At 69.1% G+C, this 24,159-nt stretch carries 23 protein-coding genes, 1 tRNA gene, 2 pseudogenes and 1 riboswitch; of the genes and pseudogenes, 20 read left to right on the top strand and 6 right to left on the bottom strand.

The features are described 5' to 3' along the window. Window positions 1–111: 111 nt before the first annotated feature. The 4 genes from fdxA (at window position 112) to ASG30_RS11115 (ending at window position 4,063) form a co-directional block, all read left to right on the top strand. Entirely contained in the window at window positions 112–441 is a 330-nt protein-coding gene (fdxA, locus tag ASG30_RS11130) for a ferredoxin FdxA (RefSeq protein WP_055895998.1), read from the top strand. Window positions 442–462: 21 nt separating this feature from the next. Then, window positions 463–1,566, top strand: a complete 1,104-nt coding sequence (locus ASG30_RS11125; protein WP_055895995.1) for an NAD(P)/FAD-dependent oxidoreductase — start codon at window positions 463–465, stop codon at window positions 1,564–1,566. A gap of 122 nt (window positions 1,567–1,688) precedes the next feature. After that, a riboswitch (TPP riboswitch) is annotated at window positions 1,689–1,790 on the top strand. 71 nt (window positions 1,791–1,861) lie between these two features. Continuing rightward, window positions 1,862–3,949: a TonB-dependent siderophore receptor gene (locus tag ASG30_RS11120; protein WP_235579782.1), complete on the top strand. Its 2,088-nt coding sequence runs from the start codon at window positions 1,862–1,864 to the stop codon at window positions 3,947–3,949. 38 nt (window positions 3,950–3,987) lie between these two features. Continuing rightward, window positions 3,988–4,063, top strand: a tRNA-Asn gene (locus tag ASG30_RS11115). A gap of 53 nt (window positions 4,064–4,116) precedes the next feature. Here the strand turns inward: ASG30_RS11115 and ASG30_RS11110 are convergent. After that, window positions 4,117–4,797: a response regulator transcription factor gene (locus tag ASG30_RS11110; protein WP_055895990.1), complete on the bottom strand. Its 681-nt coding sequence runs from the start codon at window positions 4,795–4,797 to the stop codon at window positions 4,117–4,119. Window positions 4,798–5,074: 277 nt separating this feature from the next. On the opposite strand from ASG30_RS11110, the gene ASG30_RS11105 reads away from it, so the two are divergent. From ASG30_RS11105 to ASG30_RS11030, 16 genes are all read left to right on the top strand, one after another. Continuing rightward, window positions 5,075–5,284 carry a hypothetical protein gene (locus ASG30_RS11105; RefSeq protein ID WP_156385500.1) on the top strand — a complete coding sequence of 70 codons (210 nt, stop codon included), beginning with the start codon at window positions 5,075–5,077 and terminating at the stop codon, window positions 5,282–5,284. A gap of 138 nt (window positions 5,285–5,422) precedes the next feature. Continuing rightward, a complete protein-coding gene (locus tag ASG30_RS11100; protein ID WP_055895984.1) occupies window positions 5,423–6,004 on the top strand; it encodes a prepilin peptidase in 582 nt (193 codons plus the stop codon). A gap of 22 nt (window positions 6,005–6,026) precedes the next feature. Further along, a complete protein-coding gene (gene cpaB, locus ASG30_RS11095) occupies window positions 6,027–6,857 on the top strand; it encodes a Flp pilus assembly protein CpaB (protein ID WP_055895980.1) in 831 nt (276 codons plus the stop codon). 14 nt (window positions 6,858–6,871) lie between these two features. Beyond that, on the top strand, window positions 6,872–8,761 hold the full coding sequence (locus ASG30_RS11090; protein WP_235579781.1) for a type II and III secretion system protein family protein: 1,890 nt from the start codon (window positions 6,872–6,874) through the stop codon (window positions 8,759–8,761). Between the two features lie 26 nt (window positions 8,762–8,787). Continuing rightward, on the top strand, window positions 8,788–9,060 hold the full coding sequence (locus ASG30_RS11085; protein WP_055895977.1) for a hypothetical protein: 273 nt from the start codon (window positions 8,788–8,790) through the stop codon (window positions 9,058–9,060). A 159-nt stretch (window positions 9,061–9,219) separates the two neighbouring features. Continuing rightward, on the top strand, window positions 9,220–9,414 hold the full coding sequence (locus ASG30_RS11080; RefSeq protein ID WP_055895975.1) for a Flp family type IVb pilin: 195 nt from the start codon (window positions 9,220–9,222) through the stop codon (window positions 9,412–9,414). 53 nt (window positions 9,415–9,467) lie between these two features. Next, window positions 9,468–10,748, top strand: a complete 1,281-nt coding sequence (locus ASG30_RS11075; RefSeq protein ID WP_055895972.1) for a pilus assembly protein TadG-related protein — start codon at window positions 9,468–9,470, stop codon at window positions 10,746–10,748. A gap of 10 nt (window positions 10,749–10,758) precedes the next feature. Then, entirely contained in the window at window positions 10,759–11,202 is a 444-nt protein-coding gene (locus tag ASG30_RS11070; RefSeq protein WP_055895968.1) for a TadE/TadG family type IV pilus assembly protein, read from the top strand. After that, the gene (locus tag ASG30_RS11065; protein ID WP_055895965.1) at window positions 11,199–11,636 is read left to right on the top strand and encodes a TadE/TadG family type IV pilus assembly protein; all 438 of its coding nucleotides are present in this window, start codon (window positions 11,199–11,201) and stop codon (window positions 11,634–11,636) included. The genes ASG30_RS11070 and ASG30_RS11065 overlap by 4 nt, the downstream gene beginning before the upstream one ends. A gap of 19 nt (window positions 11,637–11,655) precedes the next feature. Next, complete coding sequence (locus ASG30_RS11060; protein WP_055895963.1) at window positions 11,656–12,807, top strand: AAA family ATPase; 1,152 nt, start codon at window positions 11,656–11,658, stop codon at window positions 12,805–12,807. Between the two features lie 2 nt (window positions 12,808–12,809). Further along, on the top strand, window positions 12,810–14,204 hold the full coding sequence (locus ASG30_RS11055) for a CpaF family protein (protein WP_235579780.1): 1,395 nt from the start codon (window positions 12,810–12,812) through the stop codon (window positions 14,202–14,204). Window positions 14,205–14,213: 9 nt separating this feature from the next. After that, window positions 14,214–15,206: a type II secretion system F family protein gene (locus tag ASG30_RS11050; protein ID WP_055895958.1), complete on the top strand. Its 993-nt coding sequence runs from the start codon at window positions 14,214–14,216 to the stop codon at window positions 15,204–15,206. Window positions 15,207–15,219: 13 nt separating this feature from the next. Further along, the gene (locus tag ASG30_RS11045) at window positions 15,220–16,128 is read left to right on the top strand and encodes a type II secretion system F family protein (RefSeq protein WP_055895955.1); all 909 of its coding nucleotides are present in this window, start codon (window positions 15,220–15,222) and stop codon (window positions 16,126–16,128) included. A 169-nt stretch (window positions 16,129–16,297) separates the two neighbouring features. Then, window positions 16,298–17,086, top strand: a complete 789-nt coding sequence (gene aat, locus ASG30_RS11040; RefSeq protein WP_235579779.1) for a leucyl/phenylalanyl-tRNA--protein transferase — start codon at window positions 16,298–16,300, stop codon at window positions 17,084–17,086. Next, entirely contained in the window at window positions 17,083–17,832 is a 750-nt protein-coding gene (locus ASG30_RS11035; protein WP_055895952.1) for an arginyltransferase, read from the top strand. The genes aat and ASG30_RS11035 overlap by 4 nt, the downstream gene beginning before the upstream one ends. 46 nt (window positions 17,833–17,878) lie before the next feature. Further along, a complete protein-coding gene (locus ASG30_RS11030) occupies window positions 17,879–18,676 on the top strand; it encodes an IclR family transcriptional regulator (RefSeq protein WP_055895945.1) in 798 nt (265 codons plus the stop codon). 84 nt (window positions 18,677–18,760) lie between these two features. Here the strand turns inward: ASG30_RS11030 and pbpG are convergent, their stop codons facing one another. The 5 genes and pseudogenes from pbpG to ilvC form a co-directional block, all read right to left on the bottom strand. Then, window positions 18,761–19,762: a D-alanyl-D-alanine endopeptidase gene (pbpG, locus tag ASG30_RS11025; RefSeq protein ID WP_082522042.1), complete on the bottom strand. Its 1,002-nt coding sequence runs from the start codon at window positions 19,760–19,762 to the stop codon at window positions 18,761–18,763. Between the two features lie 375 nt (window positions 19,763–20,137). Next, window positions 20,138–21,835: a 2-isopropylmalate synthase gene (gene leuA / locus ASG30_RS11020; protein WP_055897457.1), complete on the bottom strand. Its 1,698-nt coding sequence runs from the start codon at window positions 21,833–21,835 to the stop codon at window positions 20,138–20,140. Window positions 21,836–22,027: 192 nt separating this feature from the next. Next, entirely contained in the window at window positions 22,028–22,846 is an 819-nt protein-coding gene (gene pssA / locus ASG30_RS11015; RefSeq protein ID WP_055895940.1) for a CDP-diacylglycerol--serine O-phosphatidyltransferase, read from the bottom strand. Window positions 22,847–22,999: 153 nt separating this feature from the next. Next, window positions 23,000–23,286, bottom strand: a pseudogene (locus ASG30_RS11010) (ketol-acid reductoisomerase); the annotation flags it as partial. Between the two features lie 32 nt (window positions 23,287–23,318). Further along, window positions 23,319–24,159: pseudogene (ilvC, locus tag ASG30_RS11005) on the bottom strand (ketol-acid reductoisomerase); the annotation flags it as partial.

The raw sequence follows: 24,159 nt of genomic DNA, 5'->3' as shown, positions 1-24,159 counted from the left end.
GGTCCCACCGCTTTCGATCGCGGCTCGACCGGGGCATCTCCATGGTGCCCGGGGGGCTGCGGCAGCAGCCGTAAAATTCGGGGTTTTCCCCAGCGCACACGCGAAGACAACATGACCCACGTCGTCACCGAACAATGTATCCGCTGCAAGTACACCGATTGCGTGGACGTCTGCCCCGTGGACTGCTTCCGCGAGGGGCCGAACATGCTGGTGATCGATCCGGATGAGTGCATCGATTGCGCCGTGTGCATCCCGGAGTGCCCGGTCAACGCCATCTATGCCGAAGAGGACGTGCCGGCCGACCAGATGTCGTTCATCAAGCTGAACGTCGAGCTGTCGCAGGCCGCCGGCTGGAAGAGCATCACCAAGCGCAAGCCCGCGCTGGAGGATGCCGAGGAATGGAAGGACAAGCCGGGCAAGTTGTCCGAACTGGTCCGCTGAACAAGAAAAGCTAGCATTCGCATGGAACCGAGACTCAGCCAAGAAGTGATCAAGACCGCCGCCGAGCATGACGGCCCCATCGAGACCGACGCCGTGATCGTCGGGGCCGGGCCCGTCGGCCTCTTCCAGGTGTTCGAACTCGGCCTGCTGGAGATCAAGGCGCACGTGATCGACTCGCTCGCCTATCCCGGCGGCCAGCCGATCGAGCTGTACCCCGACAAGCCGATCTACGACATCCCGGCCATCCCGGTGTGCACCGGCAAGGAACTGACCGACGCGCTGCTCAAGCAGATCGAGCCGTTCGGTGCCACCTTCCACCTGGGCCAGACGGTCACGGTGGTCGAGCGGCAGGACGACGGCCGCTTCTTCGTGCAGACGTCCAAGGGCACGCAGTTCCTGACCAAGACCATCTTCATCGCGGCGGGCGTGGGCGCCTTCGAGCCGCGCACGCTGAAGCTGGACGGCCTGGACAAGTTCGACGGCTCGCAACTGTTCTACCGGGTGCGCAACCCGGCCGACTTCGCCGGCAAGAACCTGGTGGTCGTGGGCGGCGGCGACTCGGCCCTCGACTGGACACTGAATTTCGTGGCCGAGGGCCCGAACAAGGCCGAGAGCGTCATCCTGATCCACCGCCGCGACGGCTTCAAGGCCGCGCCCGCGTCGGTGGCCCGCATGCGCGAGCTGTGCGAGCAGTACGAGATGCAGTTCATCGTCGGCCAGATCACCGGCTACGACGAAAAGGACGGACGCCTCTCCGGCGCCAAGGTCACCGGCTCCGACGGCGTCACCCGCGTGGTGCCCCTGGACATGCTGCTGGTTTTCTTCGGCCTGTCGCCCAAGCTGGGCCCGATCGCCGAGTGGGGCCTGGACATCGAGCGCAAGCAGCTCAAGGTGGACACCGAGAAGTTCTCCACCAGCATCCCGGGCATCTTCGCGGTGGGCGACATCAACACCTACCCCGGCAAGAAGAAGCTGATCCTCTCGGGCTTCCACGAATGCGCGCTGGCCGCCTTCGGCGCCGCGCCGATCATCTTCCCCGAGAAGGGCAAGATCCACCTGCAGTACACGACCACGTCGCCCAAGCTGCACAAGGTGCTGGGGGTGGAGACGCCGGTGTTTGATTGAGGGGCTAGGGGCTAGGGGCTAGGGGTTGGTGACATGGGGGGCGTTCGGCTGCTCCCTAGTCCCCAGCCCCTAGCCCCTAGCCCCTTTTCCAACCGCATACAATCCGCACCGCCTCCCAAGAGGCATTCCGCTAGGGGTGTTGTTGCCTGAACGGCAGCGACTGAGAGAGTCCCTTTGAACCTGATTGAGGTAATCCTCGCGCAGGGAAGCAAGCGACAAGACGGCGCTCCGGTTCTCACAGGGCGACAACCCGTCCAGCAAGCCGACCTGCCATCGACCGTTGAAGGAAGACGTCGTGGCAAAACTCCGACCCGTCCCGGGCGCAATCGCGCTCCTCACCGCGCTGTGCGCACACGCGCAGGACACGACCCTGCGCACCGTCACCGTCACCCCGGCGCAGGCCGCGCCGGCGGCCGACGTCACCGGCTTCGGTGACCTGCCCCGCAAGGAGGTGCCCGTGTCCACGACGGTCATCACCGGGCGCGACATCGAGGCCGCCGGCGCGCGCCGCCTCGCGGACCTGACCCGCTTCGACAGTTCGGTGAGCGACGCCTACAACGCGGCCGGCTACTGGGACATCCTGTCGATCCGCGGCTTCACGCTGAACAACCAGTTCAACTACCGCCGCGAAGGCCTGCCGATCAACGCCGAGACCATGATCCCGCTGGACAACAAGGAGCGGGTCGAGATCCTCAAGGGCACCAGCGGCATCCAGGCCGGCACCAGCGCGCCCGGCGGGCTGGTCAACTACGTGGTCAAGCGGCCGACGGCGCAGCCCCTGCGCGAGGTGCGGCTCGAAGCGACGAACCGCGCCGGCCTGCTCGGCGCGGCCGACCTCGGCGGGCGCTTCGGCGTGGACGACGCCTTCGGCCTGCGCCTGAACGTCGCGCACGAACGCCTGCGGCCGCTGGTGCGCAACACCGACGGCGAGCGCAGCCTGGTCGCGCTGGCCACCGACTGGCGCGCGAGCCGCGACTCGCTGCTGGAAGCCGAGGTCGAGTGGAGCCACCGCGCGCAGGCCAGCCAGACCGGCTTCAGCCTGCTGGGCAGCGTGGTGCCGCAGCCGGCCAACCCGCGGCTGAACCTGAACAACCAGCCCTGGCTGCAGACGTCGAAGTTCGACGGCCTCACCGGCACGCTGCGCTTCACCCAGGCGCTGAACCCCGACTGGCGCTGGTCCGCGCAACTCGGATCGCAGCGGCTGGAGACGGACGACTTCACCGCCTTCCCGTTCGGCTGCTCCGCCGAGGGCAACTTCGACCGCTTCTGCTCCGACGGCACGTTCGACTACTTCGACTTCCGCAGCGAGGACGAGCGCCGCCGGCGCGATGCCGCCGCGCTGCGCCTGGCGGGCCGGTTCCAGACCGGGCCGGTGACGCACGATCTGTCCACCGGCGTGCTGGTGCACCGCACGCGCGACCGCTTCAACCCGCAGGCATTCAACTTCGCGGGCGTCGGCACCATCGACGGCACTGCCGTCGTGTCGCCGGCGCCGGACCTGACCTTCATCGTCCCCGATCGCGACGAGCGCGCGACCGAGCTGCACGTGCAGGACGCCATGCGCTGGAGCGACCGGCTCACCACCTGGCTGGGCGTGCGCCACACGCGCCTGGACCGCGGCTTCGAGCAGAACGTCACCACGCCCTGGGCCGCGGTGAGCTATCGGTTCGGCGAGCTCGTCGCCTATGGCAGCTGGGGCCAGGGCATCGAGTCCTGGCAGGTCACGACCAACCCCGTGTTCGCGCTGGCCAACGCCGGCCAGGTGCTGCCCGCGGCGAAGTCGCGGCAGACCGAGGTGGGCCTGCGCGGCGGCGATGCGGGATTCGGCTGGCAGGTGGCGCTGTTCGAGATCCGCCGGCCGCTGACCAACTTCGATTTCTGCCTGCGCACCTTCTCCTGCGCCGTGGGCGAGTACGACGGCTCCGCGCTGCACCGCGGGCTCGAGGCCTCGGCCGGCTGGACCGCGGGTCCCTGGCGCCTGCAGGGTGCCGCGACCGTGCTGCGCGCGCGCCGCGAAGACAGCATCTACGAGCCGTCCACCAACGGCGAGCGGCCGACCAACGTGCCGCAGCTCGTGCTGCGCGGCACAGCCGCCTACCGCATCGCGGCCGTGCCGGGGCTGGCGGCCGAGGGCCATGTCTCGCACGAGGGCTCGCGCAACGTGCTGGCCGACGGCTCGGCTTCGATCCCGTCGTGGACGCGCGTGGACGCCGCGCTGCGCTACGAGCGGCGCATCGGCGCCACGCCCACCACCTGGACGGTCGGCGTGCACAACCTGCTGGACCGCCGCTACTGGCGCGAGGCGCCCTTCCAGTTCTCGCACGTCTACCTCTACCCGGGCGCCCCGCGCACCTACCGCGTGGCTTTCACCGCATCGCTCTGAAGAAGAGCCAAAAAGAGGCGCTATAATCTTGGGCTTGTTCCCCGATAGCTCAGTCGGTAGAGCGCCGGACTGTTAATCCGTAGGTCCCTGGTTCGAGCCCAGGTCGGGGAGCCAAAAAATCAAGGCCCCGCACGCAAGTGCGGGGCCTTCGTCTTTTGCGCGGCGGCTCAGCCCGCCTTGTGCAGCCGGTGCTTGGTGGCGTAGGCGAAAAGGTCCAGCCGGTTGGACAGGCCCAGCTTGCCGTAGATGGAGCTCAGGTGGTTGCGCAGCGTGTGTTCGCTGATGCACAGGCGCCCCGCGATGACCTTGCCGGGCGCCGATGCATCGCTGGCCACCGCCGCGATCGTCTGGCGCTCGCGCGCGGTGAGCGTGGCGATCTTCAGGCGGTCGGGGTCGTTGCCGCTGGCCACGTTCTGGCGGGCCATCTCCACGAAGATGCGGCCGGCGGCGCTGCGGTTGATCCACAGCTCGCCCTCGTGCACCTTCTCGATCGACTTGAGCAGCGCGGCCGGCGAATCGCTCTTGCGGACCACGCCGCTCGCGCCCGCCACCACCACCTGGTCCAGCAGCCCCACGTCCTGCGAACTGGTGAGCACCACCAGCCGCCCCTTGAAGACCGCCTGCAGGTCGGCCACCGCGTCGGGTCCGTAGCCGCCATCGAGATCCAGGACGACCACGTCGGCCACCACCCGGCCCTGCAGCACCGGCATCGCATCGGCCAGCGTCTCCGCCGTTCCCATCAGTTCGATGCGGGGACGCGCCGTCTGCACCAGGCGCTCGAGCCCCCAGCAGAGCATCGCCGGAGCCACCACGAACACCTGGACGGGCCTGGATGCAACTGGATTCATGGCGTATCCCTTTCGAGGTCGATCCATACTACGAAAGGCTAATCTTTCCGTGTGTGATCCTTCTCACGGTTCGAACTTTCGTTGCATTGCAGAGCTTGCGCATGTGTAACTCGACTTCGTGAGGACCCATGACGCCGTGGACCCTTCGCCAGGGGCAAAGCAACCATCCGGCCCGCGGGTTCGTCCCCGCAGAATCCAGCGGATGAAGCATGAGCGGCGCGCCGGCGAGCGAACACCCCTCGCGCTCCGGTTCCACTTGCCGGACGGAAGCCCGGCCGTGTCCCGCGACATCGGCCCCGGCGGCATGTACTTCTTCGCGCCTTCGGGAAGCACGATCGACGATTGGCTGTCGTTCCGCTACGAGGTGCCCGCGACGGGCCTGACGTTCGCCGCGACGGCCCAAGTCCTGCGCACCGAGCCCGGACCCGACGACGCCATCGGCGTGGCCGTGGCCTGGCACTCCCCTCGTCTGCACCCCTCCGCCTGAATCCGCGGCACGCCCCGGGTCCACCGGGACCCATGTCCCATGCAAATCGGGACGGTCCGGTGATGTGCCAGGACTAGCCCCCTCCTAGATTCGATTCATCGACGACGCACCGCATTCCGCCGGTGCCAGGACAACAAGATGAACGAACTCGAAGCCCTGGGAGAACTGCTCTGGATGCTGGCCAGCCACGCCCAGACCGGAGCGCTGATCGCACTGCTGGCGCTGGCCGCGGTGATCGACTGGAAGACGCTGCGCATCCCCAACTGGCTCACGGCCGGCGGCATGGTGTACGGCCTCCTCTACAACGCGACGCACGCCACCTCGATCGCCGCCGGCCTGTCGACCGCGGCGCTGGGCCTGGCCGCCGGGCTCGCGCTGCTGATGCCGCTGTACCTGCTGCGCGTGCTGGGCGCGGGTGACGTCAAGCTGATGGGAGCGATCGGCGCCTTCCTCGGCGCCCCGGCCATGCCGCTGGCGGTCGCCTTCGTCCTGGTGACCGGCGGGCTGGCCGCCGTCGTGTTCGCAGTGTCGCGCCGCGCGACCGGTCCCTTCGTCCACAACCTGCGCTTCGTCGCCTGGAGCCTGCTGACGCCGGCCTCGGGCGCGTGGCGCCCCAGCGCCGCCGCCACCATGCCTTCGATCGGCAAGCTCCCCTACGGCGTGAGCATCTGCCTCGGTGGCGTGGCGTTCCTGGTGGCGCGGCAGCTCGGATTCGTCTGATTCGATTTCCCAAGGAGTCGCCATGAAGAACCTCAAGGCCTTCGCCATGCTCGCGCTGGCCGTCCTCATCGGCCTTGCCGCCGCGGTGTACGCGGCGCGCTGGGCGGCGCAGCACGGCAGCGTTTCGGCCAGCCGCGTCGTCGTCGCGGCGGTCGACATTGATCTGGGCAGCCGCATCCACCCGCAGATGCTGGCGACGGTGGAATGGCCGGCGGGCTCGGTGCCGCCAGGCGCCTTCAGCGACGTCAAGGCGCTGCAGGACCGCGTGGCGCGCGTCGGCATCCCGCGCGGCGACGCGCTGCTCGATCGCAAGCTCGCGCCGCCCGGCACCACCGGCGGGCTCTCCGCCGTGATCGCCGATGGCAAGCGGGCCATGACCGTGCGGGTCAACGACGTGGTGGGCGTCGCCGGGTTCGCGCTGCCGGGCAACTACGTGGACGTGATGGTCAACACGCAGCAGGACCGCGGCCGCTCCGACGGGCCCAGCCAGATCAGCCTCACCGTGCTGGAGCAGGTGCTGGTGCTGGCGGTGGCGCAGGAGGCCGGTCGCGACGACACCAAGCCCAAGGTCGTCAGCGCGGTGACGCTGGAGCTGTCGCCGGGCGACGCCGAGAAGCTGGACCTGGCCCGCAGCGTCGGAACGCTCTCCCTGGTGCTGCGCAACCAGCTCGACAAGCAGGCCATCGCCACGCGCGGCATCACCCGCGCCCAGCTGCTCGGACTGAAGGAAGTCTCCACCCGCGCCCCCGAGCCGCCGGCGCGCCCCGCCGCCCGTCCGGCCACGCCGAAGCCAGCCGCGCAGGACTGCGTGGAGGTGATCCGCAACGCCATGAGCGCCCTGCACTGCTTCTGAACCCGGAGGATTCGATGCACCACGTCCAGCCGACACTGATCGCCGTCACGCTTGCCGCCACGCTCGCGCCGGCGCTGGCCCAGGCGCCCACCGGCCTGGGCCAGCGGGTCCAGACACCTCGCATGGCGAGCGGCGTCGTCGAAGACCGATGGGTCGTGTCGGCCGCGGCCCAGCCCGTGGCCATCGAAAGGCCGGAGCGGCGCGAACCGGAGGTCGTGGTTCCGTCGGAAGCCGTGGTCCTGGCGCAGGCGACCACGCTGGCGCCCGCGATCGAACTGGCCCAGGCCCAGCCTGTGCAGGCCCAGCCGGCCCGCCCCGCCGCGCCGGCCCGCACGCCCGCCCCCGCACCCGCGCAGGCCTCGGCCGCATCGCCCAACGGCTCGGGCGCGCTGCGGCCCTGCACCTCGGTCACCGTCGACCGGCCCACCCAGCTGACGCTGGGCAAGTCGCAGGTCGTGCAGTTGCCCTTCCTCGTCTCGCGCGTGATCGTGGGCGGCGCGCCCGGCAGCCGGGGCGGCCGCCCCGCGTCCGCCGCACCCGCCACCGGCGGACCGGCGCTGCCTCCCGGCATCGCGCCACCGCCGGCGGCCACGCAGCCCGGCGAAGCGAACTGGGGCATCGCGGAAGCCGACGTGACGCTCCTGAGTCCCACCGAGCTGTTCTTCCTGGGCCGCCGCCCCGGCTCCATGAACGTGGTCCTGCAGGGCAACGACGGCCGCTGCATCGTGAAGGACCTGGTCGTGGCCATCGATGCCGGCACCCTGCAGGCGCAGCTGGGCGAGCTGATGCCCGAGGAGACCGGCGTGCGGGTGCGCGGCGCCTCGGACTCGATCGTGCTCACCGGCAGCGTGAGCGATGCCGCCAAGCTCGACCAGGTGCTCCTGCTCGCCGGGGCCTACGGCGAGAGCAAGAAGGTGGTGAACCTGCTGCGCGTGACCGCGCCGCAGCAGGTGATGCTGGAGGTGAAGATCGCCGAGGTCAGCAAGACGCTGCTGGACCGCTTCGGGCTGGACTTCTCGCGCGTGATCCGCTCGGGCAACAAGTATTCCGTCTTCACCGGTGTCCTCGGCGGCGCGCCGGGCGCCGGCGGCACGATCCGGCCGACGCCCAACCGCAACGGCGAGTTCCACGTGCCCGACTCGTTCCCGCTGGCGGACCTGATCAACTCCTCCAACGGCGCGTCCCGCCTCTTCATCGACGTGGAGAAGCAGGACGGGATCATCCGCGTCCTGGCCGAGCCGAACATCATGGCCATCAGCGGCCAGGCGGCCAGCTTCCTCTCGGGCGGCAAGATCTTCATCCCCGTCGCCCAGGCGCCGGCCATCGGTGGCGGCTCCACCATCACGCTGGAGGAAAAGGAATTCGGCGTCGGCCTGAAGTTCACGCCCACGGTGCTGGACGGCCGGATCAACCTGAAGATCGTCTCGGAGGTCTCCGAGCTGTCGCAGACCGGTACGCCCTTCGCCACGGTCGGCGGCGTCACCGCCGTCCTGCCCTCGCTGTCCACCCGCCGCGTCGACACCACCGTGCAACTCGCCGACGGCCAGAGCTTCGCGGTCGCGGGCCTGATCAAGAACAACGTGACCGAGGCGCTGAACAAGTTCCCCGGGCTGGGCGAAGCGCCGGTGGTCGGCGCGCTGTTCCGCTCCACGGAGTTCCAGAACGACCAGACCGAGCTGATGTTCGTGGTCACCCCGCGGCTGGTCACGCCGCTCATGGGCGCCGTGCCGGTGCCCACCGACAACCACGTGGTGCCCACCCGCACGGACGTGATCCTGAACGGCAAGGGCGAAGGGGCCGAGCCGGCACCGGTCGCTCCCCCGCCCCGCCCGGTGTCCGCGATGCCGCTGGCACCGCTCCCGCCTCCCGGCGCGCCGGCCACCCCGACCGGCACCCGCCCCTGAACCCACGCCTGGAAGAAGGAACCGCCATGCACCCCAACCTCCCGACGCTGATGCTGGCCTCGCTGCTGGCGGCCTGCGCGGCCTCGCCGACGCCGAACTACGACGCACGCTTCGGCGACGCGGTCCGCGGGGCCCGCCAGGCCCAGACGCTGAACCCGCAGGGTGTGCCCGCGCACCAGGCCGGCATGGACGGCAAGGCCGCGCGCGAGGCGACCGGCCGCTACCACGACAGCTTCAAGACCCCGCCGCCGGTGGTGAACGTCATCAACATCGGCGGCCAGCTCGGTGGCGGACGCTAGCCATGCGCCCCGCCCGCACCCCCTCTCGCCGCGCGCGGCACTGCCGGGACCCCTGCGGGGACGGCGGAAAGGAGGGCGCGCCCATGGAGTAGCCCGCCAGCCCCCTTTCCCTCTCCCCTCTTCCCATCCATCCCTACTTCTTTTGTGAGGTCCTTTGCAATGAACCAGCTCATGAACTTCGTGCGCGCCTTCGCCCGGGAGGACGACGGCGCCCAGATCGTCGAGTACGCACTGATCATCGCCGTCGTGTCCATCGGCCTGATCCTGCTGCTGATGCCCGCGGCGAACGGCCTGAACTTCCAGGCCTTCATCACCCGCGTCAACACCTGCCTGACGACGGGCCCCTGCGTCTGACCGACGCTCCGGGGCCTGCGGGCCCCGGGGAACGGACCCCACGGGATCACTCGATGAAGCGGCGCACCTCCAGACCCGGACGCAGGCAGCACGGCGCGGTGATCGTCACCGTTGCCCTCTTCATGCTGTTCCTGCTGGGGTTCATGGGCTTCGCGCTGGACTACGGGCGGCTGTTCATCGTCAAGACCGAGTTGCAGACCGCCATGGACAGCTGCGCGCTGGCCGCCGCCGAGGAACTGGACGGCCAGGCCGATTCGATCGCGCGGGCGCAAAGCGCGGGCATCACGGCGGGCAACCTGAACCGCGTCAACCTGCAGTCCCCCACCTGGGCCGGCCAGCCCCAGCTGACCGCGGCCAGCCTCACCTTCCGCAATGCCGCCTACGCCATCACCACGACGTCCGCGCAGGCGCGCTATGCGCAGTGCCAGCACACGCAGGCCAGCATCCAGCTCTGGCTGATGCAGGCCCTGGGCGCCTTCTCGGGCGACAACGCACTGTTTCCCGCGACCGGCAGCGTGGCCGCCAACGCGGTCGCCACGCGGGCGAGCTCGCAGACCACCTGCCCGCTGCCGCTGATGCTGCGGCCCATGCCCGGCGGCGTGGCGCCGAACTACGGCTTCACGGTCGGCCAATGGATCACGCTCCTCATGGCGCCGGGTGGCGGCAGCGGCGGCCAGATCGGCTGGGCCAACCTGGACGGCTCCAACAGCGCCGCCGAGACCGAAGCCGAGATGTCGGGCTATTGCGGCACGGCGGTCGGCGACACCCTGGGCACGCCCGGCGTGCAGGCCTCGATCGCGGACGTCTGGAACTACCGCTTCGGCATCTACCGCAATTCCACCAATGCGAGCGAGCACAGCCCGGACGTCTCGGGCTACGCGTACACGGAGCTGAACTGGCCCAGCCGCGCCAATGCCTTCGACGGCCCCACGCCGGCCGGCGCCCATGCGACCGCCCAGAACTTCGTGGCCAAGCGCATTGCGTACGCCTCCTGCGCGGACACCGGCACGCGCGTGCGGGGCGCCAACAGCTGCGAGACCATCACCGGCCTCTCCCTCAACGGCTTCCAGAACCTTGCCGCGCCGGGCCCCGCGGCGATCGGCGGGCACCGCACGCACGGCGTGCGCAGCCGGGTGGCCACGGTGCCGGTGGTGAACGCCGCCAACCAGGTAATCGACTACGCCTGCATGTTCATGCTGCAGCCGCTGAGCATCCCGATGTCGAACGTGCAGCTGGAGTTCCGCGGCAATGCGGGTGTCCCGGGCAGCCCCTGCACCACCAGCGGCCTGCCCGGCGGGAACGCCGGCCCGCTGGTGCCGGTGCTGGTGCGATAGGAGAGGAAGCATGGACAAGCCCCCACGCCCCCGCCAAGGCGGCACCGCCATCATCGAATTCGCGCTGGTGCTGCCGCTGCTGGTGTTGCTGTCCATGGTGGTGGTGGAACTGGGCCGCGCCATGTACCAGTACAACGCCCTGGCCAAGTCGGTGCGCGACGCCGCGCGCTACCTCTCCATGCAGGCGCCCGACACCCAGGTCGCGCAGGCCAAGAACCTGGTGGTGTTCGGCAACCTCGCGGGCACCGGCACGCCGCTGGTCCCGGGGCTGGATGCCGCGACCCACGTGCCGGACCCCACCTGGCAGCCCGCGGGCGCCGACCCGGTCATCACCACCGTGACCATCCGGGTGAGCAACTACGTCTTCCAGTCGATGTTCACCAATGTGTTCGGCGTGCCCTTCCCGGCGATGCAGTTCTCCGACATCCGGGCCACCATGAGGAGCCACCTGTGAAGCGCCCCAACTGCGAGCGCGGCTCGACCATCGTCGAGTTCGCCCTGGTCCTGCTGCTGTTCCTCACCTTCCTGCTGGGGGTGATGGACTTCTCCCGGATGCTGTTCACCTGGAACGCGGCCACCGAGGCCACGCGGGCCGGCGCGCGCTACGCAGTGGTCTGCGACAACACCGGCAACGAAGCCGCCGTGCTCGCCCGCATGCAGGCCCTGCTGCCCGAGATCACCGACATCGACCTCGCGTGGACGCCCGCCGGTTGCAACTCGGCCGACTGCACCGGCGTGACGGTCACGGTCCAGGGGCTCAACTACCGCTGGATCTCGCCGGTCCTGGGCCTGGCCGCCTTCACCGACTGGCCCATGCCCGCCTTCTCGACCTCGCTGACGCGCGAGGTCATGCGCCAGGACCCCAACAGCGACGCGATCTGCCTGTGACGTCCCACCCGGAGCCCTCATGAAGATTGCCGTCATCTCCCCGAGTCCCGCCCACCTCGACTCGATCTGCGGCGCCCTGTCCGCGCAGGGCCACGCGGCCAGCCGCTTCGAAGGCGGCAAGAGCCGGGTGCGCGAGATCGCCGAACGCGAGGCGCCCGAGCTGATGCTGGTCGACGGCATCTGCTGCGATCCCGCCGAGCTGGCGCAGGTCGAGCATGTCACCACGCACCTGCCGCACATCGCCGTGGTGCTGCTGTGCTCGACCACCAGCCCCGACTTCCTGATCCACTCCATGCGCGCCGGCGTCCGCGAGGTGCTGCCCTCGCCGGTGGCGCCGTCGGCGCTGCTGGCCGCGGTGGAGCGGGTGCAGGCCAAGCGCAGCGGCGCGGCGGCCCGTCGCCAGGGCCAGGTGCTGGCCTTCATGCCCTGCAAGGGCGGCAGCGGCGCTACCTTCCTGGCCACCAACCTGGCCTGGCAGCTGGCTCAGTCGCGCTCGGTCCTGCTGGTCGACCTGAACCTGCAGTTCGGCGACGCGCTCTCCTTCGTGCACGACGGCCGGCCCGCGGCCACGCTGGCGGACGCCTGCAAGGACATCGGGCGCCTGGACGCCACCCTGCTCGCGGCCTGCACGGTGAAGGTGGCGCCCAACTTCGGCCTGCTGCCCGCGCCCGACGACCTGGGCCAGGCCGTGCAGGTGAAGCCGGAGCACGTGGACGCCCTGCTCTCGGTGGCGCTGGCGCAATACGACTTCGTGCTACTGGACCTGCCGCGCAGCCTGGACCCGCTGGCGATCCAGGCGCTGGACCGGGCGACGCGCATCTTCCTGGTCATGCAGTCCGGCCTGCCCGACCTGCGCCACGCCACCAAGCTGCTGGACGCCTTCCGCACCATCGGCTACGGGCCCGACCGCACCGAGCTGATCGTCAACCGCTTCGGCAAATCGGGCGAGATCGGCCTGGACCAGGTGCAGCGCGCGCTCGGCGCGGTGCGCCTGCACACCGTCCCCAATGCCTGGCGCGAGGTTCACGCGGCCATCAACCACGGCGAGCCGCTGGCGCAGGCCGCGAAGTCCAACCCCGTCGTGCGCCGGCTCGCCGAGCTGGCGCTGGCGCTCAGCCCCCGGCCCGATGCCGGCCCGGGGCTGCTCGATCGTCTGCTGAGGAGAGCCTGACCATGTCCGCCGTCCATCCTCTTTCCCCTCGCGAAGGCACGATGCTCTCGCTGCGCGACCGGCTCAGTGCCGGCAGCGCGGAAGCGTCCGGCGCGCGGGCCGCCCCGGCCAACACGGGCGACTCGTACAAGGCGCTCAAGAGCCGCATCCACCTGAAGCTGCTGGACAAGTTCGACCTCACCGCGCTGGAGACGCTGGCGCCCGACCTGCTGCGCCAGGAGATCGCCCTCATGGTGGAGCGGCTGCTGGTGGAGGAGCAGGCGGTGGTCAACGACGCGGAGCGCGGCACGCTGATCCGGGACATCCAGCACGAGATGCTGGGGTTCGGGCCGCTGGAGCTGCTGATGGCCGACCCCGCCGTCTCGGACATCCTGGTCAACGCCTGGCGGCAGATCTACGTCGAGCGGCACGGCCGGCTGGAGCTCTCCAGCGTGACCTTCACCGACGAGAAGCACCTCTTGCGCATCATCGACAAGATCGTGTCGCTGGTCGGCCGGCGCATCGACGAATCCAGCCCCATGGTGGACGCGCGGCTGCCGGACGGCTCTCGCGTGAACGCGGTGATCCCGCCGGTGGCGATCGACGGGCCGATGATGTCGATCCGCCGCTTCGCCCACATCCCGCTGCGGATGGAGAACCTGGTGGGCGAGAAGCTGCGCACGCTGACGCCCGAGATGGCCCAGATGCTGCAGGGGCTGATCAAGGCCAAGGTCAACATCCTGATCTCCGGCGGCACCGGGGCCGGCAAGACCACGCTGCTGAACATCCTGTCCGGCTACATCCCCGAGACCGAGCGGGTGGTGACGATCGAGGATGCCGCCGAGCTGCAGATGCAGCAGCCCCACGTGGTGCGCATGGAGACGCGGCCGATGAACATCGAGGGCAAGGGCGAGGTCACGCAGCGCGCGCTGGTGCGCAACGCGCTGCGGATGCGGCCGGACCGCATCGTCATCGGCGAGGTGCGCGGCGCCGAGGCCTTCGACATGCTGCAGGCGATGAACACGGGCCACGAGGGTTCGCTGACCACCATCCATGCCAACACGCCGCGCGACGCCATCTCGCGGCTGGAGAACATGATCGGCATGGCCAACCTGAACCTGCCGCACAAGGCCGCCCGCCAGCAGATCGCCTCGGCCATCACGGTGGTGATCCAGGTGCTGCGCCTGATCGACGGCCGCCGCAAGGTGACCAGCATCCAGGAGATCACCGGCATGGAAGGCGAGGTGATCACCATGCAGGAGATCTTCGCCTTCCGCCAGACCGGCATGGGCCCCGAGGGCCAGGTCCAGGGCCATTTCCAGGCCACCGGCGTGCGGCCCAGGTTCTGCGACCGGATGCGCGCCTTCGGCGTCCTGCTGCCGGACTCGGTGTTCGACCCGGCGCGGCATTACCTCTAGGAGCGCGCCATGATCGGCTTCGCGCAGGACAACGGCTTCCTGGTCCTTTCCGTGCTGGTGTTCGTGGCCGTCGTGCTGATGCTGGAGGGCCTCTGGGCTTTCTGGCAGCTGCGGCGCGGCCCGCGGGCGCGCCGGTTGCAGCGGCGGCTGGCCTCTCTCGGGGGAGCGCCGGGCCGCGACACGCCCTCGCGCGTGCTGCGGCAGGGCATGGTCAGCCACGTGCCGTACCTGGAGCGCCGGCTGCGGGGCCTGCGGGCCATCGAGTCGCTCGAGCGCCACCTGCAGCAGTCCGGCCTGCACTGGACGGCTTCGGGGGTGCTGCTCTCGTGCGCGCTGTCGGGCATCGCGGCCTGGCTGCTGGTGGCGGCCTTGCTTCACCAGCCGGCCTGGCTGGCGGCGTGCGCCGCCGTGCTGGGCGCGTCGATGCCGGCGATGGTCCTGCAGTACCGGCGCAATCGGCGCCTGGCGCGCATCGCGCAGCAGATGCCGGAGGCGCTGGACCTGCTGACGCGGGCCCTGCGCGCGGGCCATGCCTTCACCGCCGGGCTGAAGATGGCCGGCGAGGAACTCGCCGATCCGATCGCGGGCGAGTTCCGCGCGGTGCACGACGAGATCAACTTCGGCGTGTCGATGCAGCAGGCCCTGACGCACCTGTGCGAGCGCGTGCCGGGCACGGACGTGCGGTACTTCGTGGTCGCGGTGCTGATCCAGCGGGACTCGGGCGGCAACCTGACCGAGATCCTGGCCAAGCTGAGCCACCTGATCCGCGAGCGCGCCAGGCTGGTCGGCAAGATCCGGGTGCTGTCCTCGGAAGGCCGGATGTCGGCCTGGGTCCTCACGCTGCTGCCGTTCGCGCTGGGCGGCACGCTCTACCTGGCCAACCCGAAGTTCATGGGCCCCATGTTCACCGACCCGATCGGCGTCTCCATCCTGCAGTACCTGCTGGCCATGATGGCGCTGGGCGTGGCGGTGCTGCGCAAGATCGTCCGCATCCGCGTCTGAAGGAGGCACCGACATGGTCCTGTTCACCACCCTGGTCTTCCTGGCCGTCACCCTGGCGGCGGCCGGCGTCTTCCTGTGGCTGGTCCCCACCCGTGCCGAGCAGCGGCTGCAAAGCATGACGGCCCCGGCCTCGGGCGCCGAGTGGACCGCCACCGTGGTGCGGCTGGCCGGCCCTCTGGCGCGGCTGTCGCTGCCCGAGGGCGAGTGGGAGGCCTCGCCGCTGCGCGTGCGCTTCCTGAACGCCGGCATCCGCCATCCCGACGCGCGCCTGGCGTACTTCGCGGCCAAGACGTTCCTGCCCCTGCTCCTGGCGGCGCTGGCCTTCCTCGCGCTGCGCACGCTGAACCCGTCGTACGGGCTGGCGCTGCTGTTCCAGGTGATGGTGGCGGCCCTGGCCGGCTGCTACCTGCCGAACGCGGTCGTCGCCTGGCTCGCGCGGGGACGCCAGCGCGAGATCTTCGAGAACTTCCCGGACGCGGCCGACCTGATGCTGGTGTGCATCGAGGCCGGGCTGGGCCTGGACGCCGCGCTGACCAAGGTGGCCGAGGAAATCCGCCGCAAGAGCCACGCGCTGGCGGAGGAACTGCACCTCACCAACCTGGAGATGCGGGCGGGCGCCAGCCGGGAGCAGTCTCTGCGCAACCTGGCGCTGCGCACCGGCGTGGACGAGGTGGGCATGTTCGCGACCATGCTGAACCAGGCGGACAAGTTCGGCACCAGCATCGGCGATTCGCTGCGGGTCTTCTCCGACGAGCTGCGCCACAAGCGGCAGGTGCGCGCCGAGGAGCGCGCGGCCAAGGTGCCCACCAAGATGCTCTTCCCGCTGGTGCTGTTCATCTTCCCGTCGATCATCATGATCGTGCTCGGGCCGGCGATCATCCAGGTGGCCCGCACCATCCTGCCGATGATCAACGGCCGTTGAGCGGCGCCCGCGGCTCTCGCCGCCCGGGCAGGCCGTGCCGAGCTCCCGCTGACGCCGCTGGAGCCGCGCGGACGCGAGGATCGGCGTGCAATCCAGATTAGTTCACGGGCGCCGCCTGAGCTTGTGCGAAGTGGCGCGATGGAGCCGCCACAATCAAGGTCTGCAGCGCATGCTGCGCCCCTGGCTCCCCGTTGTCTTCCACCTGTTCGGCATGAAGCTTCCCTGGCTCGACCCCGGCGATCCGTTTCCCAAGGCGAGCGAGGCCTGGGACGCGGACCAGCCCGCGCCCGGGCTGCTGGCCGCGGGTGGCGCGCTGGATGTCTCGACGCTGCGCCGGGCTTATTCGGGCGGCATCTTCCCGTGGTTCAGCGAAGGCCAGCCGATCCTGTGGTGGAGCACCGATCCGCGGATGGTGCTGTACACGGGCGAGTTCCGGCTGCACCGGTCGCTGCGCAAGACGCTCAGGAAGTTCATCGACGACCCGCGCTGCGAGGTGCGCCTGGACAGCGCCTTCGGCGAGGTGATCCGCGCCTGCTCGGCCAGCCCGCGCGAGGGCCAGTCGGGCACTTGGATCGTGCCGGAGATGGTGCAGGCCTACGAGGCGTTCCACGCCGCCGGCTACGCGCACAGCGTGGAGACCTGGATCGACGGCGAGCTGGTGGGCGGCCTGTACTGCGTGGGCATCGGGCAGGCGATGTTCGGCGAGTCGATGTTCACGCGCGTGCCCGACGCGTCCAAGATCGCGCTCGCGGCGCTGGTGGCCTTCTGCCGGCACCACCGCATCGAGTGCATCGACTGCCAGCAGAACACGCAGCACCTGGCTTCGCTGGGCGCGCGCGAGATCCCTCGTGAGGAATTTGTGGCGGCGGTGGCACGCCGCATCAAACAACGTGGCCCTGTCTGGAAATTCGAGCCCGTATACTGGAGCGAACTCCTGTCGCCTAGGCCCGCCGCGTGACGCACCTCAAGGACCTGCCGCTCCAGACCCTGCAGTTCTACGCGACCGCACCGTACCCGTGCAGCTACCTGCCGGGCAAGCAGGCCCGATCGCAGGTGGCCACCCCCAGCCACCTGATCCACAACGACGCCTACTCCGACCTGGTCACCAGCGGCTTTCGCCGCAGCGGCATGTTCACGTACCGGCCGTACTGCGACGGCTGCCGCGCCTGCGTTCCCCTGCGCGTGCTGGCCGACCGCTTCCAGCCCGATCGCAGCCAGCGCCGCGCGTGGGCGCGGCACGCCAACCTGCAGGCGCGCGTGCTCAAGCTGTGCTTCGTGCCCGAGCACTACCAGCTTTACCTGCGCTACCAGAGCGGCCGCCATGCCGGCGGCGGCATGGACCACGACAGCATCGACCAGTACACCCAGTTCCTGCTGCAGAGCCGGGTCAATTCGCGGCTGGTCGAATTCCGCGACACGCTGCCCGATGGCTCGCCCGGCGCGCTGCGCATGGTGTCCATCCTGGACGTGCTGGGCGACGGGCTGTCGGCGGTCTACACCTTCTACGAGCCGGACGCGGCCGCCAGCTTCGGCACCTACAGCGTGCTGTGGCAGATCGACCAGGCCCGCAAGCTGAAACTGCCGCACGTCTACCTGGGCTACTGGATCGCCGAGAGCCCGAAGATGAGCTACAAGGCGCGCTTCCGCCCGCACCAGGTGTTGCACGAGGGCGTCTGGACCGAAAGCGAGCCCGGCGGCGCCTGATTTTCACAAGATAAAATCGCGGGAACACTCCAGAAGACGTTCCCCGATGAGAAAGTCTCCCAGCGGCCCTGCGGCCACCCCCACGATCCAGGTCATCGAGCGCATGTTCTCGCTCATCGACGTGCTCGCGTCGCGCGAGGAAGCGGTGTCGCTCAAGGAGATCAGCGAGAAGACGGGCCTGCACCCGTCCACCACGCACCGCATCCTGAACGACCTCGCGGTCGGCCGCTTCGTCGACCGGCCCGAGGCCGGCAGCTACCGGCTGGGTATGCGGCTGCTGGAACTGGGCAACCTGGTGAAGGCGCGGCTGAACGTGCGCGATGCGGCGCTCACGCCGATGCGCGAGCTGCACAAGCTCATTCAGCAGCCGGTGAACCTGTCGGTGCGCCAGGGCGACGAGATCGTGTACGTGGAGCGCGCCTACAGCGAGCGCTCCGGCATGCAGGTGGTGCGCGCCATCGGCGGCCGGGCGCCGCTGCACCTGACGTCCACCGGCAAGCTGTTCCTGGCCGCGGACGATCCGCAGCGCGTGCGCACGTACGCCACCCGCACGGGCCTGGCCGGCCACACGCGCAACAGCATCACGCAGCTGCCGGTGCTCGAGCGCGAGCTGGCCAAGGCGCGCCAGTACGGCATCGCCCGCGACAACGAGGAACTGGAGCTGGGCGTGCGCTGCATGGCCGCCGGCATCTACGACGACCAGAGCCGGCTGGTGGCCGGCCTGTCGATCTCCGCGCCCGCCGACCGGCTGGACGAAGGCTGGCTGACCAAGCTGCAGACCACGGCCGGCGAGATCTCCGCCGCACTGGGCTACAAGCCGCCGCAGCAGCGCGCCGTGGCCTGAAGCCGGCCGGCCGCACGGCCCCAAAGCAAAACGGCGCCCGAGAGGCGCCGTTCTTCATGGAGCCGCCGAGGCGGCTTTGGCTTCTCAGCCGTTGACCTGCTTGATCGCGCTGGTGGACGTGTCCGGCGTGAGCGCGGCCGGCGAGTTGGTTTCGACCCAACGGCGCACGCGCTCGGCATCGCCCAGGCGGCTGAGCTTCCCGGCCGAATCGAGGAACACCATGATGATCTTGCGGCCCGCGACCTTGGCCTGCATCACCAGGCATTGGCCGGCCTCGGAGATGTAGCCGGTCTTCTGCAGGCCGATCTCCCAGTCGGGGTTCTTCACCAGGCGGTTGGTGTTGTTGTAGTGCAGGGTGCGCTTGCCCACCGCCACTTCGTAGCCGTGGGAGGTGGAGTATTCGCGCAGCACCGGGTCCTGGTAGGCGGCGTTGACCAGCGTGGCGAGGTCTTGCGCGCTCGACTGGTTGCGGCTGGACAGGCCCGTCGGCTCGACGTACTGCGTGTCCTTCATGCCCAGCAGCCGGGCCTTGGCGTTCATGGCGGAGACGAAGGCGGCGAGGCCACCCGGGTAGGTGCGGCCCAGCGCGTTGGCCGCGCGGTTCTCGCTGGACATCAGCGCCAGGTGCAGCGCCTCGCCGCGGGTGATCTGGGTGCCGACGCGCAGGCGCGAGCTGCTGCCCTTCTCGGTGTCGACGTCGTCCTGCGTGATGGTGATCAGCTCGTCCATCGGCAGCTTGGCCTCGCTGACCAGCATGCCGGTCATCAGCTTGGTGAGCGATGCGATGGGAAGCACGGCGTGGTCGTTCTTGGAGAACAGGACTTCACGGGTGTCCTGGTCGATCACCAGGGCCACGCTGGATTTGAGGTCCAGGTCATCCTGCTTGCCATGCAGGCCGGCCAGCTTGCCGTAGGAAGCACGCTCGGTCTGGGTGATGACCACGGAACGGCGCTGCTTGGCCACGAAGGTCTTGGAGACCCGAGGCTGCTTGGCCTGGACGGTGCGCTGCTTCTTGGAGACCGTCGTGCGGCGCTCGGCTGCATCGGCGGGAGCCGGGGCGAAGGCCGCGAAAACGGCAAGAGCCATCACCGTGTGAAGCACACGTGTCAAGGTCTTCCGCTTGAATTGAGGTGCCGCCGGTTGCATCCAGGACTCTCCTTACCGTCCTCATGGATTCTGGCGCCAAAAACTGCCGGGCGCCAAAAACTCCATAACTTCAACGACTTAGGAGCCATTCCTCAGTCGTGGCGGAATTATATGGACACAAACCTAACCTTGTGCTGCCTTCCGCTCAGCTTTACTTTGTAACCAAATGAGAACGCCGCGGAAAGCCCTTCCATCGGAGGGACTTGGAAGCTGCGCCCGGCCATCCGATGGGGCCCTGCGCAGCTTCGGACAGCGGACGTCAGGCGGCGTTCCCATCGAGTCCCGAGGGACGTCGACGGGAAACAACGCGACGCCTTACTTCGCCGCTGCGACGGTGGGCTGCTCCTGCGGCGAGCGCGCCTGGGCCCGCTGCACGCCGGAGACGATGGCCTTGAGCGAAGCGGACACGATGTTCGCGTCCATGCCCACGCCGAACAGGGTCTGCGACCCCACCCGCAGCTCCAGGTAGGCCACGGCCTGGGCATTCGCGCCCCCGCCGATCGCATGCTCGTGGTAATCGAGCACGCGGACCTCGACCCCGGCCACCGAGGACAGGCCGTTGACGAAGGCATCGATGGGGCCGTTGCCGGTGCCGCGCACCGTGAGCGGCCGGTCGCCCACCACCACGTCGGCCGAGAGCCGCACCGTGGTGCCGGCGGCGCCCGCCTCTTCCACCAGCTGGTGCGTGGGCGCCGGAATGCTGGTGACGCCGTACTCGCGGGCGAACAGGTCGTACAGCTCGCGCGCGCTCAGCTCCTTGCCACTGGTGTCCATCACGCCCTGCACCAGCTGGCTGAACTCGATCTGCAGGCGGCGGGGCAGCTCCAGCCCGTACTCGCTCTCGAGCAGGTAGGAGATGCCGCCCTTGCCCGACTGGCTGTTGACGCGGATCACCGCCTCGTAGCTGCGGCCCAGGTCCTTGGGGTCCACCGGCAGGTAGGGCATGTCCCAGAGGTCGCCTTCCTTGCGGGCGGCGAAGGCCTTCTTGATGGCGTCCTGGTGGGAGCCGGAGAAAGAGGTGTAGACCAGTTCGCCCACGTAGGGGTGGCGCGGATGCACCGGCAGCTGGTTGCAGTGCTCCACCGTGCGGCGGATCTCGTCGATGTCGGAGAAGTCCAGGCCGGGGTTCACGCCCTGGGTGTAGAGGTTGAGTGCGACGTTGACGAGGTCCAGGTTGCCGGTGCGCTCGCCATTGCCGAACAGGCAGCCTTCCAGCCGGTCGGCCCCGGCCATGACGGCGAACTCGCCGGCGGCGGTGCCGGTGCCGCGGTCATTGTGCGGATGGACCGAGAGCACGATGGAATCGCGCCGCTGGAGGTTGCGGTGCATCCACTCGATCATGTCGGCGAAGATGTTCGGCGTGGAGTGCTCGACCGTCGACGGCAGGTTGACGATGCACTTGCGCTGGGGCGTGGGCTGCCAGACGCCGGTGACCGCATCGACCACGCGCTTGGCGAACGCCAGCTCGGTGCCGGAGAACATCTCGGGTGAGTACTGGAACACCCAGTCGGTCTGCGGCTGCAGCGCCGCCAGTTCCTTGAAGAGGCGCGCCTGGCCGGTGGCCAGCTCGACGATGCCGTCCTCGTCGAGGCCCAGCACCACGTTGCGCATCACCGGCGCGGTGGCGTTGTAGAGGTGGACGATGACCCGCTTGGCGCCGCGCAGCGACTCGAAGGTGCGCCGGATGAGCGGCTCGCGCGCCTGCGTCAGCACCTGGATGGTGACGTCGTCCGGGATCAGGTTGTCGTCGATCAGCTTGCGCAGGAAGTCGTATTCCACCTGCGAGGCGGACGGAAAGCCGACCTCGATCTCCTTGAAGCCGATCTTCACCAGCGCCTGGAACATGCGCAGCTTGCGGGGGATGTCCATGGGCTCGATCAGCGCCTGGTTGCCGTCACGCAGGTCGACGCTGCACCACACCGGCGGGCGGGACAGGACGGCGTCGGGCCAGGTCCGGTCCTTCAGGCCGACCGGGGCGAAGGGCCGGTACTTGGTGGCGGGGTTCTTCAACATGGACATGGTCGTCTTTCGGTCTTCGTGGAAGGTGAACCGGCAGCCCCAAAACAAAACGGCCCGCTGCTGGTGCAAACGGGCCGTCGAGGTCTGGTGAACGCGTGCGCTACCGTCTCCGCCCGTGGGTGGATAGCAGTAGAGCCAGCGAAATCAGGTTCATGGCGGCGAATTTAGCACAAACGCCTGGCGCGGCTATTTGTGCAGCCCGCTTTCCTCGGGCTCGTCGGTCGACGTGCTGATGACGCTGGCGCGCTGGCCGCGGGCCTTGCGCCAGCCGTACATCGCGTAGCCGGACAGGCCATAGACGCAGAACAGCACGAACAGCACCACGGGCGGGTCGATGTTGATGACGGCGATGCCCAGCGCGATCAGCACGATCACGGCGAACGGCACGCTCTTTTTCATCGACACGTCCTTGAAGCTGTAGAACGGCACGTTGGTCACCATGGTCAGGCCCGCGAAGAGCGCGAAGCCGAACATGACCCAGCTCACCTCGTAGCCCTTGATGCCGTAGTCGTTCATCAGCCAGATGAAGCCGGTGACCAGCGCCGCCGCCGCCGGTGACGGCAGGCCCTGGAAGAAGCGCTTGTCGACCACCGCCGTGTTGACGTTGAAGCGCGCCAGGCGCAGCGCCGCGCAGGCGCAGTACACGAAGGCGGCGATCCAGCCCCAGCGGCCCAGGCCCTTGAGCGCCCATTCGTAGGCGATCAGGGCCGGCGCCGCGCCGAACGACACCATGTCCGACAGCGAGTCCATCTGCTCCCCGAAGGCGCTCTGCGTGTTGGTCATGCGCGCGACGCGGCCATCCAGGCTGTCCAGCACCATGGCCACGAACACGCCCGCAGCGGCCATGTCGAAGCGCTGGTTCATCGCCATCACGACCGCGTAGAAGCCACCGAACAGCGCCGCCAGCGTGAACAGGTTGGGCAGGATGTAGATGCCCTTGCGGCGCCGGCGCACCACCACGCCCTCCTGGGGAGTGGTGTCGGTGTGAGCGGGGCCTTGGTACATGGAGGTAAGTGTAATTGCGGTCGCGTTCCGTCACCCCGCGAAGGCCGGGTCCAGTGCTTGCGGCTTCAAGGAAAAAGCCCGCTTGCGCGGGCTTGCCGGATCCCCGCCTTCGCGGGGATGACCTCGCGTGCGGCCTTCGGCCGCGATGCGAGGTCAGTTGCGGGCCTTGTCGACCAGCTTGTTTGCCTTGATCCAGGGCATCATCGCGCGCAGCTTCTCGCCCACCACTTCGATCTGGTGCTCGGCCATCAGGCGGCGGCGCGACTGCAGCGTGGGCGCGCCGGCGCGGTTTTCCAGGATGAAGTTCTTGGCGTACTCGCCGGTCTGGATGTCCTTCAGGCACTGGCGCATCACGTCCTTGGTGCGCTCGTCCACGATCCTCGGGCCCGTGACGTACTCGCCGTACTCCGCGTTGTTGGAGATCGAGTAGTTCATGTTCGNGTGATCTTCATGGCTGGCTCCAGAAAACCGCGCCGGTCTGGATGTCCTTGAGGCACTGGCGCATCACGTCCTTGGTGCGCTCGTCCACGATCCTCGGGCCCGTGACGTACTCGCCGTACTCCGCGTTGTTGGAGATCGAGTAGTTCATGTTCGCGATCCCGCCTTCGTAGATCAGGTCCACGATCAGCTTGAGCTCGTGCAGGCACTCGAAGTACGCCATCTCGGGCGCGTAGCCGGCTTCCACCAGCACTTCGAAKCCGGCCTTGATCAGCTCCACGGTGCCGCCGCACAGCACGGCCTGCTCGCCGAACAGGTCGGTCTCGGTCTCCTCGCGGAAGTTGGTCTCGATGATGCCGGCCTTGCCGCCGCCATTGGCCATCGCGTACGACAGCGCCAGGTCGCGCGCCTTGCCGCTCTTGTCCTGATGCACCGCCACCAGGTGGGGCACGCCGCCGCCCTGGGTGTAGGTGTTGCGCACCGTGTGGCCSGGCGCCTTGGGSGCSACCATCCACACGTCCAGGTCGGCRCGCGGCACGACCTGGCCGTAGTGCACGTTGAAGCCGTGGGCGAAGGCCAGCGAGGCGCCCTGCTTGATATGCGGCTCCACGTCGTTCTTGTAGACCGAGCCGATCTGCTCGTCGGGCAGCAGGATCATCACCACGTCGGCCATCTTCACGGCTTCGTTSACSGCGGCGACCTTCAGGCCRGCCTTCTCCACCTTGGGCCAGGACGCGCCGCCCGGGCGCAGGCCGACCACGACCTTCACGCCGCTGTCGTTCAGGTTCTGCGCGTGCGCATGGCCCTGCGAGCCGTAGCCGATGATGGCGACGGTCTTGCCCTTGATCAGGCTCAGGTCGCAGTCCTTGTCGTAG

Source organism: Ramlibacter sp. Leaf400, from assembly GCF_001424545.1.
Lineage (GTDB): Bacteria > Pseudomonadota > Gammaproteobacteria > Burkholderiales > Burkholderiaceae_C > Ramlibacter.
The sequence above is the reverse complement of the archived record's forward strand: the minus strand, read 5'-3'. Positions and strand labels throughout refer to the sequence as shown.